The sequence below is a fragment of the Aphanizomenon flos-aquae FACHB-1287 genome (assembly GCF_014698755.1).
In the GTDB taxonomy this organism is placed as follows: Bacteria; Cyanobacteriota; Cyanobacteriia; order Cyanobacteriales; family Nostocaceae; genus Dolichospermum; species Dolichospermum flosaquae.
Window position 1 is genome coordinate 1 of sequence record NZ_JACJTO010000041.1, and the last position, 15,828, is coordinate 15,828.

Below are 15,828 nucleotides of genomic sequence, written 5' to 3' on the forward strand. Positions count from 1 at the left end.
GGTTAATGCTATTACTGATGAAAATGCTCTCAATTGGTTTAATCATTGTGGATTGTTTTTTGACCCTATTTAGATAGCTATTCTTGTACTGGACTTGATATCAAACTGCTGTAATAAACCAATGAACATACTAGGAATTAACGCTTATCACGGTGACGCTTCCGCTTCTTTAGTCCAAAATGGTCAATTAGTAGCAGCCATTGAAGAAGAACGTTTTAATCGAGTTAAACACTGGGCTGGATTTCCTGCCGAATCTATTCGTTATTGTCTTAAAATTGGTGGTATTAGTGCCAAAGACCTAGATCATGTGGCATTATCCTTTAATCCTAAAGCCAATCTTAATCGTAAACTCCTATTTACCCTCAAACAACGTCCATCATTATCATCACTTCTAGATAGATTTAACAAACAAAGTAAATCCGCCAATCTTCTGGAACAACTAGCCGCAGCTTGTAATTGTCAACCCCAGGAAATTACAGCACCCATTCATACCCTAGAACATCATACCACACACCTAGCCAGCAGTTTCTTTATTTCCCCCTTTGAAAAAGCCGCAATTCTATCTATTGACGGTATGGGAGACTTTGTCAGCACCTTGTCAGCCGCAGGAGAGGGTAATCATTTAGAATATTTTACGCGGACTCATTTTCCCCACTCTATCGGTTATTTATATAATGCCATAACTCTGTATCTAGGTTTTCCCGCCTATGGTGACGAATACAAAGTTATGGGACTAGCTCCTTATGGAGAACCAGAATATCTAGAAGCCTTTAGAAAAATTATCTTTCCCAAAGGGGATAGTTTTGAGCTAAATTTAGACTACTTTAATCATCATGAGCAAGGTATCGCCATGAAGTGGGATAATGGTGCACCCACCGTCGCACTTTTCCATAGTCCAGAACTAGAAAAACTATTAGGGCCAGCCAGACAAATCAATTCTGAACTGACAACCAAACATCAAAATATTGCTACATCATTACAGGCTATCACAGAAGAAATCATTTTTCATTTACTCAATCAACTATATCGGCGTTACCCTTGCGAAAATCTCTGTTTAACAGGTGGTGTAGCTATGAATTCTGTAGCCAATGGTAAAATTACCCAAAATACTCCCTTTAAAAATGCTTACATTCCTCTAGGTGCTGCTGACAATGGTACTTGTATCGGTGCTGCTTTCTTTGTTTGGAATCAAATTCTCAAGGAACATCGTCAGTTTATTTTAAGTCATGCTTATTGGGGTTCTGAATTTTCTGGCCAAGAATGTCTATCAGCATTGCAATCTCTCAATTTACAACCTAAAAAGCTTGAAAAAGCAGCAATGTTAAATCATATTGTAGATGCTATTTGCGACGGTAAGGTGATTGGTTGGTTTCAGGGGAGAATGGAATTTGGCGCAAGAGCATTAGGTAATCGTTCCTTGATAGCTGATCCACGTCGCGCTGATATGCGGGATATCATCAACCTAAAAATTAAATTCCGAGAAAAATTCCGTCCTTTTGCTCCCAGTATTCTGGAGGAATTTGTCGGGGAATACTTTGAAATTGATGAACCCGTCCCCTTTATGGAGAAAGTTTTCAAAATTCGTCCCGAAAAAAGAGAAAAAATCCCCGCTGTGACTCATGTAGATGGAACTGGAAGATTACAAAGTGTCAGTCGCCATACCAATTCTCTTTACTGGGAATTGATTAATACATTTTACCAGCGTACAGGTATTCCTTTACTTCTAAATACATCCTTGAACGAAAATGAACCTATTGTGAGGACACCCCAAGAAGCTATCCAATGTTTTTTAAGGACAAATATGGATAGCTTAGTTTTGGGGTGTTATTATATAAATCGTAGTTTTATATAATATTGAATTGAGTAGGTGGGTTGTATATCTAAGTTTAATTCTTGCGGGCTGGGCATTCCTGCTCTAGTGTATAAATTAGGTTTTAGCTTAACAAAGTTGCCCGGATGGGTTATTTAAGTTAAGTATTAGGTATTGTAACAAAGGTGAATAAGGCTAAAACTACTTTTTCCCTTTTTTATGCCCACGAAATTTTTACACCAACCTACTTGTACCGTTCCCCGGCTATTCACCCCGAAAAATCTATGCCCGAACAGCAAATTACAAATAATATAAATTCTCCCCATAATATCACTCCTACTTCTACATTATTTCCCAATTCCACATTTTCCCAATTTTCAGAAGAAGCTAGTGATTTTAACTTCAGATCCTTTATTGGTTTTTTGCAGCGCCGAGCGTTTGTCATTTTCGGGGTGACTACCCTGGCTATGACTGGTGTTATTTATTCAACATTTAAACAAGTACCAATATATGAAGGTAGCTTTCAAATATTAGTTGAATCTGTTAATAGTGACAGTGAACTAGGGAAAATCAACCTAGGAAGCGATAATCCTCTTCGTTCAACTGGATTAGATTATGAGAGTCAAATTCAAGTTCTTAAAAGTCCAGAACTGCTGCAAGATTTCATCAAGAAACTACAAAAATCTAATCCTGACATAACTTATTCTGCTTTTTTGCGAGGTTTAACTATTCGTCGCTTGGGACAATCAAAAATCATCCAAGTCAACTATCAAAGTGATAATAGTCAAAAAATTAAACTTGTATTAGATCCACTTGCTGATTTCTATTTAAAATATAGCCTCAACAAGCGTCAAACTAAGCTACGTCAGGGACTCCAATTTGTGAACACAAAACTACCTGATATCCGAACTAGGCTAGGACAATTGCAAAGAGAAATGCAAGCATTTCGCCAAAAATACAATTTTATTGATCCAGAAAACCAATCTCAAGTAATTTCTGTACAAGTTCAATCTCTAACACAACAAAGACTAGATATAAATCAAAAGTTAACCGCTGCGAGGGCTAATTATGTCAGGTTAAGCAAACAAGAGGAACAGTTAGCAATCCTGAATAATGCTCCTCTTTATCAACAATTAATTAGTCAACAACGCCAATTAGACATTCAGATATCTGGAGAATTAGCCAGATTTCAACCCGATAACCCAGTTATCCTCACCTTAGAAGAAAAAAGAGCTAACCTTTTACCTATTATTCAAGCAGAAGCCACACGCACTATTAATATTAGAATATCTGAAGCTGCAACCCTAGTTAAACAGGTGGAAACAGATAATCAATATCTGGCACAAGTAGAAAAACAACTACAACAAAAATTAGATCAGTTACCAATTTTATCTCGACAATATGTTGATATCCAACAGAATCTTCAAATAGCTAATGAAAGTTTAAATCGGTTTTTAGCTGCTCGTGAACAATTGCAAATAGAAATAGCCCAAACAGAACTACCTTGGGAATTAATTCAAGCGGCTAGTCAGCCCCAAGATCCAATTTCACCAGATATTCCCCGCAATTTACTGTTAGGATTTGTGGCTAGTTTTTTGTTGGGTATAGGCGCTGCTCAAGTCAGAGAACAGACTGATAATACCTATCATAGTGTTGACAATCTTCGGGATAAGACAGGACTACCTTTATTAGGTTCACTTCCCTTTGATAAAAACTTAGTTAAGAATCAATCTTCAAATCCCACAAATATATTTTCAGACGGCGTTCTTAAAGGTGTGGATAAACTAGCTAACATTCCTCATCATCGGTCTTCTCGTTATTATGGTCAGGGATCATTTTGGGAATCCTTACAAATTTTATATAATAATATTCAACTACTTAATTCTGGTCGGCCAATTAAGTCTTTCGTTGTTTCCTCTGCTATTTCAGGAGATGGTAAAAGTACGGTGGCATTTCATCTAGCGCAAACAGCTGCGGCTATGGGGAAAAAAGTATTACTTGTAGACTGTGATCTCCGCAAATCCCAGGTTCATAAACTAGCAAGGTTAAATAATTTGTGGGGATTAAGTAGTTTAATTTCTTCAGATATGAGTGTGGGGCAAGTAATTCAAGAAATACCTCAATTAGCTAGTTTATCTGTAATTACTGCAGGTCCCATACCACCCGATCCTACCAGGTTGTTGTCATCAGATAAAATGGGTCAAATGATGGACTATTTCTCTGAGAATTTTGATTTAGTGATTTATGATTCTCCACCTTTATCGTCACTAGTAGATGCTAGATTAGTGGCAGTTCGTGCTGATGGTGTGATACTAGTTGCAAGGATTGATAAAACAGATAAAACAGTCTTAAAGCACGTCCTTGAGACTTTTAAAACATCTCCCGTCAATTTACTGGGATTAGTTGTGAACGGTGAGAAATTCCGAGGAGTGGCATACAATTACAATTACAATTACACTTCCAAGTCAAGTGTAGTTCGTGCTAATATACCAAAAAATGAAGAAGTTAACTGATACTACCGATGTAATTTAAATGTTTGATCATACTCCTGGCTTTATCTAGATCCCATAAATCGGTAACTAGCAGCTAGGAGTAAATTATAATACTTCAGGATATTCAGGTTGTTATTAAAAATGGGCAGGAGGAGAATCGAACTCCTATGACCTCACGGTCGCCGCATTTTGAGTGCGGTGCGTCTACCAATTCCGCCACCCGCCCTTGGGTGTCACTCTTCTGATTATAGCCTATTTTTTTATTTTGGCAATAGGGAATTAGGTTTAATTGAAAAATTTTTTGGTAACTGGCTAACCAAGCGAGAATTAGAGCGTTTTCCCCACTGATGAGGTACTACAAAATTAAATCATGAAACTCTTGTGGTGCGGGCATCTTGCCCGCTAGATACAGGTAGCACAGCCGCTAAGTTTAAGAACTGATACTGATGTGCTATAACTTATCCTGTGGCTAAGTAAGAGCTATCCAATCCCAAAAACCGAACCAACTGTAGACTTAATTGAATTTCCGGCATCCTTTAAAGCTTGACTGAATGGTTGCTTATTTTGCAAAAATACCCGCGCACAATTGCGTCCTGGCATTCCCGAAATTGAACCACCGGGGTGTGTTCCTGCACCAGTTAAAAAGAGATGATCAATGGGGGTTTTATAATTAGCTAATTCGGGCAAAGGCCGGAAAAAGATCATTTGATCCATAGTCATATCAATATGATAATAATTACCTTTATATGCTCCCAATCTTTCTCCTAATTCTGCTGGACTTTCTACCCTTCTAGCAATAGTTGCTTTTTTCACATTAGGGGCATAAGTTGCTAATTTATCAACTACCCTATCTGCAACTTTATTTTTCAAATCATCAGTCCAACCAGTACCTTTTAAACCTGTACCTTTTGCACCAGCAATTTGATAAGGAGCGAAAAATTCAATCCATAAAGTATGTTTACCAGGAGGTGCTAAACTAGGATCAAGGGCGCTAGGCATAACCACATACATAGAAGGGTCAGAATCGGGAATTTCGCCAATTGTACATTTATTATGAGCCTGTTCAACATGATTCATGGAATCAGCAATTAGAATTGAACCAATGAGATATTCATCTTGATGATTGTGGTGAGAAAAATGCAAAGGTTCATCTAATGCTAAATCTATTTTGAGGATGGTTTCATTGTTGTTAATAATGCGCCGTTCTAACCTTTCCCATAAATTAGGATCAACGGCATCAATATCACTTTTTTCTGTCATTTGTAAGAATAATCTTTGGGCATCAATATTAGAAATTACTCCATGTTTTGCTAGATATTCCTTACCACCAGTCACCCTGACTCCTACCGCTTTAGCATCATCAATTAAAATCTTTTCCACGTGCTGTTCCGCGAGAATTACCCCACCTTTACTATTAACTAATTTCACCAATGCTTGCACCAATGCACCTGTACCGCCGCGAGGTCTAGCCATACCAGGATGATGACGCATAGCCATCATCATTACTCCAATTGCGAGATTTTTTTGTGAAGGTGGCGCACCTAATTCTGATGCTAATCTAGAAAGTGGTGCTTTTAAAAATTCTTCATCAAACCATTCATTAAGAATATCCTCTGCACTATTTAACATTGTCCGCACAAAATCAAAGCTTTTAGCAGGAGAACCGACAACAGAAAATAAATCTTTAACTTGTTGGAGATTGTAATTACCAAAAATCTCTATAATTGATTTGGGTGGGGCATTAAACATGGGAATCATGGCGTTAATTGCCCGTTGCCAATAATTGGTAAATTCGGCATATTTTTTAGCATCTCGTTGATTATAACGAGCGATTTCTGCACAGGTTTTTTCTAAGGATTTGTGTGCCAAGAAATATTTACCGTCGGGGTGAGGACAAAATACAACTGGGTCACATTCTAGATATTCTAAGCCGTATTTTGTGAGTTCTAATTCTTCCACCACTGGACCCAAATGAATAAATTCATGATCAATGGCACAGAGGTTAAATTTAAAACCTGGTGCTTCTGGAATACATTCTTCGGTTGTAGCTGCACCACCGGGAACAGGGCGTTTTTCTAATAGTAGAACACTATAACCTGCTTTAAGTAAATAAGCCGCACAAACTAACCCGTTGTGACCAGCACCGATGATAATAACGTCGTATTCTTGCATATCTTGATGACATAAAAACCTGGCTCTTTTATATTATTATATTTAGAGAATGTAAGCAAGGTTTTAAAAAGGCGATTAAAAATCACTTCTACAAAATTAAAGTCCACCTTGGTGGAAAAACTCAGGATTTTCACTTACATACTATCTGAATTTTATCTGTGTATCCATGTTTTTTAATCACCTGTGATTTTAAACTTTTACTGATTCTAGATTTACAGATGGTTGTTGACGAAGATTCTGAATTTGTAGATTAATAGCAGCATTTGGTCCTGTAACTAAACCCCGTCTTTGAGGTTTAATTTCATGGGTATCAACTAATTTCATTGACCATGTTTTTAGAACTTTAGCTAATATTAATTTCATTTCCATTTGGGCAAATGCTAAACCTATACAACGTCTTGCACCACCACCAAAAGGTAGAAATTCATAAGGTGAAAATTGTTTTTCTAAAAAGCGTTCTGGGCGAAATTTTTCATGTTCAGGATAAATATCTTCGCGGTGATGAGTTAAATAAATTGAACCTACGACAATTGTACCTGGTTGGAGTTGATAACCACAGAGAGAAATAGGGGTTTTAACTCTTCTGGGAAAAGTTAACATTCCTACGGGATAGATCCTTAATGTTTCGTTACAAACAGCAGTTAAATATGGCAATTTAAAGATAGTATTAGAATCATAATTTGTTCCTAAACTGTCCAATTCGGCTAATAACTTTTCTCGAACTTCTGGGAATTTATGAATCCAGTAAAAAGCCCAGGAAATAGCTGTAGCTGTAGTTTCATGACCTGCGACTAATAAAGTCATCAATTCATCTCTTAATTCTGCATCTATCATAGCTTGACCGTTTTCATCTTGAGCAGACATAAGTAAATTAAGAATATCTGTACGGTCAGGATCAAAATTTTCTCTTCTTTCTTGAATTTCCTGATAAATGAGTTGGTCAGCTTGTTCCTGTTTCTTCATTTGTCGTTTCCAAATTTCCGAAATCCCAAAGGTTTCTTTTAATTTAGGAAAATAGAGAAAAATCACTCTCCAAGGAGTGTTACCCTGTTCTAAAATTGCACAAAGTAAATGTTTAAGTTTTTCTGCACGTTCTCCTTCATAAATGCCAAAAACAGCTTCCATCATTACCTGAAGAGTGATATCTTGGGTAATAGTCCTAATATTAAAAAATTGATTTTTTGGTTGTTGATTAAAAACTTTTGTGGTGATATTCTCAATTAATTCTGCATAAGTTCGCATTCTTTCACCATGAAAAGGAGGCATAATTAATTGACGTTGACGTTGATGTGCTTTATCACTCAGACTAATAACAGAATTTTTGCCCAGTAAATATTCAAAAAGACTGTTTAAATCTCCTGGTGCTTCCAATTCTTTTTGATCATTACTTAATACCTCCTGCATAGCTTCAGGAGAATGAATAAATAACATTGGTGGTAAATTATCCTGTAATTTTAGAGCAAAAATATCTCCATATTTTTTAGCACATTCCACCATATAAGGCATGGGTCTGAATATCCAGTTTAAAACTTGAATAGTAGATGATGTTTTTGGTCCTGGTATTATTTGCATAATATTCTCCTGTTGTGATCAAAAAGTCAATTGTATAATAACTCAACTTCAATTATAAATCATTTTGGAGTAATTAGAACTTTTCACCCAAAAAAAATTTAAAAGCCAGCCAAATTATTCTCAATTTCTATCTACAGATACTCGCTAAAAACAAACTTTCAATACAATTTAAACAGGTGATTAATTCCCTTCTTCTTCCTTCTTGTACTTGCTACCTTGATGGTTCATTTCATCAATATCTGCAACCAAACACAAAATACCCGAAAAATAAATCATCACTTAGTTATAGTAATATTCGGAAAAAGCAATTAACTATTAGTTCCGCAAAGATGTAAAATATTGATTAAATTAAACCAGAATCTCTAGTTTTTTCCGATTTTATTAAGGTACTCAGCATGACAGCAATTACGCAAAATACAACTTCCGCAGTTCCGAATTTTTGTGAAGGGATACAATATTTTGGGGAAGTATTGCCAGATTTTCAAACTTATGGTATAATTCCCGCGATCGCATCTGGTCAAAAAGCAGTAGCAAATCCTACCGATACAAATGCAGTATATCAAACTTTACTGGCGGCTGATGCTCTACGCTATCTCACCCTACAAATCAGTGCTAGTAAGGCTTCTGGACACCCCGGCGGTTTTGCCAGTCAAGCGGAAGCTTATGCAGCTTTGGTCATGCTTGGACATAAAAACATTATCACGGAAGTGGGACACCATGCTCCCGGTTTTTATAGCGCCATGTTTTTAGACCGGTCTTTAGAAGATATGGGCATTTTTACTGTACAACAATTACGCGATCGCTTTCGGGAAAAACACGGATTATTAGGACACTTATCCGGTTATATTCCTGGTATTCTTGCCCCTGCTGGACCCTTAGGACAAGGGCAACATTTCGCCATGTCCGCCGCATTGTTACACCGTGACAAACTCTTCCCCTTTACCGTGGGAGACGGGGGACTAGGTGAACCCTATATCATGAGTTCCATGGCACATTTTAACACCGCTTACCCCAGTGTGACAAACTTTTTACCAGTTTTAGTGTGGAATGGTTACAGCCAAGAACATCATAGCATGGTATCTTTAAAAACCAACGATGAAATGATCGCTTACTGGAAAGGTAACGGTTTTAACGAAGTCGTGTTAGTAAATGCTAAAGATTTTGATGATCAAAATCAAAGCGGTGAATACGTAGATAGTACAGTATTTTCCTTTGCAAACCGCCTAGAATTTACTAAAGCTGTATTAGTAGGTATAGATAAAGCTGCTCGGTCAGCACTTAGCGGAAAATTGACCGTATTTATTATCAAACAACTCAAAGGGGCAGGGGTTCATGATTTAGGTGCAAAATCCCATAACTTGTATCCTAAAGACACATTAGACGCGCCTCATATTGTCACTGCTTTACAAAAACGGGCTTTATGTGCCGAAGCATGGCAAACTGTCCGTACAAATGCGGAACGGGCTGGAGGTGGTCCGGCAGCGAAAACTGTAGTCACAGAATTTGAATTACCCTTAGCAGAAATTGGCGAATTACCATTAGAAGAATATAAAGTTGGGGCAGTTACCCAAGTTTCTACAACTGTCATGGGTAAGCTGGTGGGAGTAGTAGGAAATAAAGATAAAAACTTCCTTGTGACTAACGCCGATGGTAACGCCGCTTCAGGAATTGGTAATATTAATGAGGCATTAAAAATCATTCACCCCACCACCGATGACACCTATCATCAAGCCCCAGGAGGTCAAGTTTACGAACCTTTGAGCGAAGATGCTTGTGCAGGATTAGCGGCTGGTTTATCTTTAATGGGGGCGAGAACTTTGTGGTGTTCCTATGAATCTTTTGCTATCAATGGTTTACCAATTTGGCAAACAGTCACCCAAGCAATGGCAGAATTACGCCGCAAAACACCGTCAACAATTACATTATTTACAGCCGGGGCTTTAGAACAAGGACGCAACGGTTGGACTCACCAAAGACCAGAAATTGAAGCTTATTTTGCTTCTTTGATGAGAACCGGAAATGTCTTCCCATTATTTCCTCCTGATGCTAACAGTATTCAAGTCTGTTATGACTGGGCTTTGCAAACAAAAAATAAGGGCATTGTCATTACTGCTAGTAAGTCTCCTTTGCCAATTCGTAGCACTTTTGCCCAAACTGAAAAAGGCTTAATTGATGGTGCGGTGTTATTACATGAAGTGGCTGGTGGGAAGACTGTTGTATTTGCTGTAATTGGCGATTTGACTTTAATTCCTGTGTTTGAAGCGGCGGCTTTTTTAGAAACTGAAGGTATTGGGGTGAAGATTGTTTCTATTATCAATCCTCGTCGTTTATATCGTCCTCATGATACTGCTTGGGATACTTGTTCTGAACCTGATAACGGTTTTTTAAGTGATGCCGATTTTGAGCAATTGTTTGGTGGAGATGCCTTAATTGGTGTGACAGGTGGCGCTGCGGCGATGTTAGAACCAATCATGTTACGCAGTAATTCTAAGCGTGATTCTTTTGCCTGGAAGCGTGGGGAAACTACGGCTAGTGCGGGTGAGTTGATGGCTTTTAATGGTTTGACTGCGGAAGCGTTGACTAAGCGGGCTATTGAGTTGGTGCATTAAGGATTTGGTATAGCTTTATATCCCTGCCTATTTTAAAATAGGTTAGGGATGTTCACAGTTTAACGATTGGAGAGATAATATGCCGATAATCAATAGAGATGAATGGCCAGATAGCGTATTTTTTAGTCCAAATAATTTCTTAGAGTTAGGAACTAGAAACACGGGGGAAAAAATTATTCAAATCGGTACAGATGGTGATTGTCCTATAGTTGCATTTGCTAACACAGATAATCCAATTAATGAAGATTTAGACCCTATCGAACTTTGGTCATTAATAAAATTTTCCTATGTTCCAGATGAATACGTTTTTTATGACAAGCCAAAAAAAATTACACAAAATTTAAAAACTATTAAAAAATGTGAATTACCTGATAGTGGTGAATTTGACCTTGATCTCCCCATTGATGCTCAAATTCTTGCTGTACAAATGCAAAAGGATAAACCCTGTTTATGGATGTTGATTGACTCTCAAAAGGAAAAAGATGATATCTATGGTAAAAAAAGGACATTTTGCTGGTTTCGGACAGGAGAACCTATAGGTTATACAGATTTAATTCATATCGCCACTCTACAGTCTAATGGTGGTAATCATGTATCTCATTTATTTGAATTGAAAAATTATGTAAACTACAACAAGTTAGAGAATTTATTAGCGACCAAGAAATGGCGGGAAGCTGACCTAGAAACATTTGAAATTTTGAAATCTTTATGCGGTTATGAATGTTACGATTCTACATGGTTAAATATAGAAGAAATCGTCAATATACCATGCTCACATCTACATACCATTAATAATCTTTGGGTTAAATACAGTAAGGGGCGTTTTGGTTACAGCGTTCAGTTAAATATTTTAAGAAAACTTGGGTTTCAAAAAAACGGAAATGATGAGCAAATGTCACAATGTTTAGAAAATTTTATGGACAAAATAAAATGGAATACGGCTCATGCTGCTTTAAATTTTACACTCAAAGCTCCTATTGGTCATCTTCCTGCTATTGTGGCTTGGGGTATGGTAACTAGTCCACAAGGCGCTATAAAAATTTACATCCGTCTTTTTTCTCGATGTGAAGAATGTAATCTTTAAATATGGTTGGCAAGTTTTCTGATAATTGTAGGACAGTCTTAACCAAGTTCAGCTAACTGAATTATTCTGTCCCACAATTTATTTTATTTGTATTGAGAGGATAGGGAAAGCAAAGTAGATTGAATTTTATCTGAAATATCGTGAGATAAGTTGGCAATACCGCCACCCACAGCGTATTTCTTAGTAGTCTGATTTTGCCATCCCAGTATATCCCATCCATTTTCCAGCATTTGTTGAATCTGAGCTAAATCATCCTTTACCACTGTTATATGATTTTTTCCATCATAGTCTGAATAGGTCATAGTAGTAATGGGAGCTATGCGAATTTTACTTTGTAAATGCTGATAATTTGGAGTATCTAACAGTTTTTCCATCTCAGTCATCACATTAGCCTGATTTGCTCCTGAAGTTCCTGTTTTATATCCACCTTCTGCATAAGTTTCTCTAATAGTTTTAGTCTGTCCATAATTGGCAGAATATATGATAGCAACACCAAAAGAACCTTTTTTCAGCAAAGTATCGACTTCCTCCAAAATTTTTTCCGCTTGGCTTTTCGCAGAAATGTTCTTACCATCTTGGCTATACGGGAGATAAAAATCAATAAACTTGCCTTTTTTAATCATTGAGTTTTGATGTTTTACTAATAAAAATTCTACAAAATCTAATACTTCTTGTTGCTTATCAGCAGGTAATTTTTTTACCTTATCTATAATTATTTGTTCAACGGTCATTTGATTTGTCCTGGAGGATAATTTAATATTTACTGCGCTGCGTTTATATTTTATCATGTCACGCACTTATTACAACCCAAAAACCTTACCCTGTATATGTTTACATTATCTCACTCAAGCATTACTAAGGATTACTAGAGCGATCGCACCTGAAAACCTTACCCTTTATATGTTTACGTTATCTCACTCAAGCATTACTAGGGATTAATAGAGCGATAGCGAAGCGCTGCTGCAAGCAGTTCACACCTGAAAACCTTACCCTGTATATGTTTACGTTATCTCACTCAAGCATTACTAGGGATTAATGGAGCGATAGCGAAGCGCTGCTGCAAGCAGTTCGCACCTGAAAAGCTTACCCTGTATCTGTTTACGTTATCTCACTCACTCAACTATTACTAGGGATGTTTAGGGCGATAGCGAAGCGCTGCTGCAAGCAGTTCGCACCTGAAAAGCTTACTCTGTATCTGTTTACGTTATCTCACTCAACCATTACTAGGGATTAGTGGAGCGATAGCGAAGCGCTGCTGCAAGCAGTTCGCTGTGATTGTGTTGGTGCATTAAGATATATTACCACCATTTAAATGTTTGATTGGATGGGGGTATTATATTATGATAGTGATCTCATGCTAGATGGTATTGAATTTACCAATTTCTCAAATTGATTATTTTCTTCAAAAAAACATAAAGCGTCTTCACTTAACCAACCTAGTAATTCCTTAGCATTTTCGTAGGTTGTCAGTAATTCATCAAATGATAAGTTTCTAGTATTGAAAACAGGTTCATGATGAAATACACGGTTACGTATAACCCTTATTTCGTTTAAAATTCTTCTTATTCGTTTCATATCGCGCATAAAATTGTGTTTTTCAGGAGCATTTGGAAAAACTTCATGAATATAACGAGGAGAACCAATATGCCATATAATTCTGTCATAGTCAGATCCCATAATTTCTGTCCAAAAACCAAAGTTTAGCTCTGGAGTTAAAGTATCTGATGTAACTATTTTATGGTAAATTGGGTTATTAATTTTTTTATTCTGCTTGTTAATTTCTTTTTTTGCTGTGTCTATCTGTTTTAATAATCTTGCTCTTTGAGTATTACCATTTTTGTCGTGCCATTCCGTTGCAGCTTTTCCATTTAACCACTTACCTGCTTTTTCCTCAAACCAATTATCCCCAAATTCTTTAACAAGTACATTACTAATACGATTTCGTAAAGCTATTTCAAATACACATAGGAATGAATATAGAGATTCTGATAAACTCATATTCAGTGTATATAGTTTCAAGGCTTCTATCTTATCTTCATTGGTCGCACTTAAATACGTTGAAAGGCGTGATTCAGAAAAAATGATACAAAGATTATCATAAGTATTAGGGTTAATCATGTTAAAAATTTAAGTATTAATTATGTCATAAGACAGATGCGTTAAAGATGAGTATATAACTTAGAGTTACGGAAATTTGAAATATTTATTTTAAAGACTTGACAAACCTGTAAATCTTAGATACTATGAATGTGTGAGCCTTGGGTACTCCTTGGAGCAAAGAGTTGGATAAGGCCTTCAAAACGTGAATTAGGCTTGATCACAATTTAGAGTTCCCGACCCCAGGGTAAGAATTTTTTGAACCTGAATAACCGCTTTTGAAGTCATAATAACCAGTTTATATGGTGGGTTAGCAACAACATAACCCACCATTAATAATGCTAGATTACAGCCAAAAAACCCTGTATCTGTTTACATTATCTCACTCAACCATTACAAGGGATTACTAGAGCGATAGCGAAGCGCTGCTGCAAGCAGATCGTGTAAATATTCACCTCACCACCCGAACTAAATCAAATCCTCAAACAACTAGCCAAGAAAATTAGATATATTAATAATCAGCACACAAATATACAAACCCCTCCTGTATGAAATTTCAAGTAATATTCACCTATGATTCAGAATATCTAGGTTACGTTGCTGAAGTACCAGAACTTCCTGGTTGTGTCAGTCAAGGTACAAACTTAGATGAAGCAATTGAAAATATCAAAGATGCTATCAAAGGCTATCTTCACGTATTAGAAAAACATGGTAAACCCTATGTAACCAAAGAATCTCAATCTTTTGTAGGGGAAGTAGTAGTATAAATGGGACGTTTATCAAATATTTCCGGTAAACAAACAGTCAAAATCTTTGAAAAATTTGGCTATGCTGTAGATCATCAAACCGGAAGTCATATCATACTGTGGCACGAATCAAAACCCATTTTATCAGTTCCCAATCATAAAGAACTAGCACCAGGATTACTCAGAAGTTTAATTAGACAAGCAGGAATTACCGTAGATGAATTTTTAGGAAATAAGTAATATTTTCAGTGGGTTAATAACAAAATAACCCACTATTAATAACGCACTTATTAAAACTCAAAAATCCTGTATCTGTTTACGTTATCTCAATCAAGCATTACTAGGGATTAGTAGAGCGATAGCGAAGTGCTGCCGCAAGCAGATCGCGTAAATAAGAGAAGACAATAGAAGCATGACAGATACACCAGGAAATATTCACCTCACCTAAGAATTATTACCCGAACTATTTTAACTAATTTCAATAGGTGAGATATTTTTCCACTCTTCAGATTCATTTTTCGCACACCAAAGATCAAACTTCTGCTGAAGATTTAACCAAAGTTCCGGCGTAGTTTGAAAAGCATTTGCTAACCGCAACGCAATATTAGGTGTTACATTTGCACGTTCATTCACAAGTTCCGAAACCGTTTTTCGAGACACACCCAAAATATTAGCAAGTTCTGTCACCGTCATATTTAAAGGTTCTAAATATTGACGTTTAATCAAAGCACCAGGATGTCTTGGTTTTCTGTTAGTATTCATGTTAATAATCCTAATGATAATCCTCGTAATTTACGTCGTAAGCATCCCCATCTTCAAAAACAAAAGTTAAACGCCAATTACCAGAAACTGTAACTGAATATTCACCTTTCCTATTTCCTATTAATTGATGAAACTTAGAACCAGGAAAATTCATATCCTCGGCTACAGATGCAGCATCTAGTCTATCTAATAAATCTAACAGTTTTTCAGCATGATTCGGATTAACTCCACTTCTATTATCATCTTCAAACAGCTTTCTTAACCCCTTATGCTTGAAATTTCTGATCATAAGTAAAATAACAATATTTACTGTAACCTAAAAGGTTACACTTGTCAATCCACAATATACGCTAAATTTGGTAATTTTGAAAACTCATTGATTAGTATTTACAATACTTTACAAATAATCATTACCGTTATCATGGCAGAAAATGACAGAAACTGCCATACTATAGAAAAGAAAATTCAGCGAAATCACATTATG

12 protein-coding genes and 1 tRNA gene are annotated in these 15,828 nt (G+C 36.6%); 6 read left to right on the forward strand and 7 right to left on the reverse strand.

All coding sequences use genetic code 11. The features are described from left to right. The first annotated feature begins 121 nt into the window (after positions 1-121). Positions 122-1,852, forward strand: a complete 1,731-nt coding sequence (locus tag H6G44_RS16485) for a carbamoyltransferase family protein (protein WP_190387624.1) — start codon at positions 122-124, stop codon at positions 1,850-1,852. A gap of 143 nt (positions 1,853-1,995) precedes the next feature. Further along, positions 1,996-4,323: a GumC family protein gene (locus tag H6G44_RS16490; RefSeq protein WP_313885311.1), complete on the forward strand. Its 2,328-nt coding sequence runs from the start codon at positions 1,996-1,998 to the stop codon at positions 4,321-4,323. A 121-nt stretch (positions 4,324-4,444) separates the two neighbouring features. Here H6G44_RS16490 and H6G44_RS16495 read toward each other — a convergent pair. The 3 genes from H6G44_RS16495 to H6G44_RS16505 all read right to left on the reverse strand — a co-directional run bounded on the left by H6G44_RS16495 (position 4,445) and on the right by H6G44_RS16505 (position 8,046). After that, positions 4,445-4,528: transfer RNA gene (locus H6G44_RS16495), tRNA-Leu, on the reverse strand. Between the two features lie 254 nt (positions 4,529-4,782). After that, the gene (gene crtO, locus H6G44_RS16500; protein WP_190387625.1) at positions 4,783-6,474 is read right to left on the reverse strand and encodes a beta-carotene ketolase CrtO; all 1,692 of its coding nucleotides are present in this window, start codon (positions 6,472-6,474) and stop codon (positions 4,783-4,785) included. 189 nt (positions 6,475-6,663) lie between these two features. Then, a complete protein-coding gene (locus tag H6G44_RS16505) occupies positions 6,664-8,046 on the reverse strand; it encodes a cytochrome P450 (protein ID WP_190387626.1) in 1,383 nt (460 codons plus the stop codon). A 395-nt stretch (positions 8,047-8,441) separates the two neighbouring features. On the opposite strand from H6G44_RS16505, the gene H6G44_RS16510 reads away from it, so the two are divergent. Further along, positions 8,442-10,655 carry a phosphoketolase family protein gene (locus tag H6G44_RS16510; RefSeq protein ID WP_190387627.1) on the forward strand — a complete coding sequence of 738 codons (2,214 nt, stop codon included), beginning with the start codon at positions 8,442-8,444 and terminating at the stop codon, positions 10,653-10,655. A 79-nt stretch (positions 10,656-10,734) separates the two neighbouring features. Then, positions 10,735-11,739, forward strand: coding sequence for a GUN4 domain-containing protein (locus H6G44_RS16515; RefSeq protein ID WP_190387628.1), 1,005 nt, complete (start codon positions 10,735-10,737; stop codon positions 11,737-11,739). An 83-nt stretch (positions 11,740-11,822) separates the two neighbouring features. On the opposite strand, the gene H6G44_RS16520 is transcribed toward H6G44_RS16515, so the two are convergent. Together H6G44_RS16520 and H6G44_RS16525 are read right to left on the reverse strand one after the other, a co-directional pair. Then, positions 11,823-12,470 carry a DUF2281 domain-containing protein gene (locus tag H6G44_RS16520; protein ID WP_190387629.1) on the reverse strand — a complete coding sequence of 216 codons (648 nt, stop codon included), beginning with the start codon at positions 12,468-12,470 and terminating at the stop codon, positions 11,823-11,825. Between the two features lie 607 nt (positions 12,471-13,077). Beyond that, the gene (locus H6G44_RS16525) at positions 13,078-13,857 is read right to left on the reverse strand and encodes an Abi family protein (RefSeq protein WP_190387630.1); all 780 of its coding nucleotides are present in this window, start codon (positions 13,855-13,857) and stop codon (positions 13,078-13,080) included. 527 nt (positions 13,858-14,384) lie between these two features. On the opposite strand from H6G44_RS16525, the gene H6G44_RS16530 reads away from it, so the two are divergent. Together H6G44_RS16530 and H6G44_RS16535 are read left to right on the forward strand one after the other, a co-directional pair. Beyond that, positions 14,385-14,603, forward strand: coding sequence for a type II toxin-antitoxin system HicB family antitoxin (locus tag H6G44_RS16530; protein ID WP_027401156.1), 219 nt, complete (start codon positions 14,385-14,387; stop codon positions 14,601-14,603). After that, entirely contained in the window at positions 14,604-14,822 is a 219-nt protein-coding gene (locus H6G44_RS16535) for a type II toxin-antitoxin system HicA family toxin (RefSeq protein ID WP_053538668.1), read from the forward strand. Positions 14,823-15,050: 228 nt separating this feature from the next. On the opposite strand, the gene H6G44_RS16540 is transcribed toward H6G44_RS16535, so the two are convergent. Both H6G44_RS16540 and H6G44_RS16545 read right to left on the reverse strand, forming a co-directional pair. Continuing rightward, positions 15,051-15,344: a HigA family addiction module antitoxin gene (locus H6G44_RS16540; RefSeq protein WP_190387631.1), complete on the reverse strand. Its 294-nt coding sequence runs from the start codon at positions 15,342-15,344 to the stop codon at positions 15,051-15,053. A gap of 10 nt (positions 15,345-15,354) precedes the next feature. Continuing rightward, positions 15,355-15,633, reverse strand: a complete 279-nt coding sequence (locus H6G44_RS16545) for a type II toxin-antitoxin system RelE/ParE family toxin (RefSeq protein WP_063872057.1) — start codon at positions 15,631-15,633, stop codon at positions 15,355-15,357. Positions 15,634-15,828: the final 195 nt, after the last annotated feature.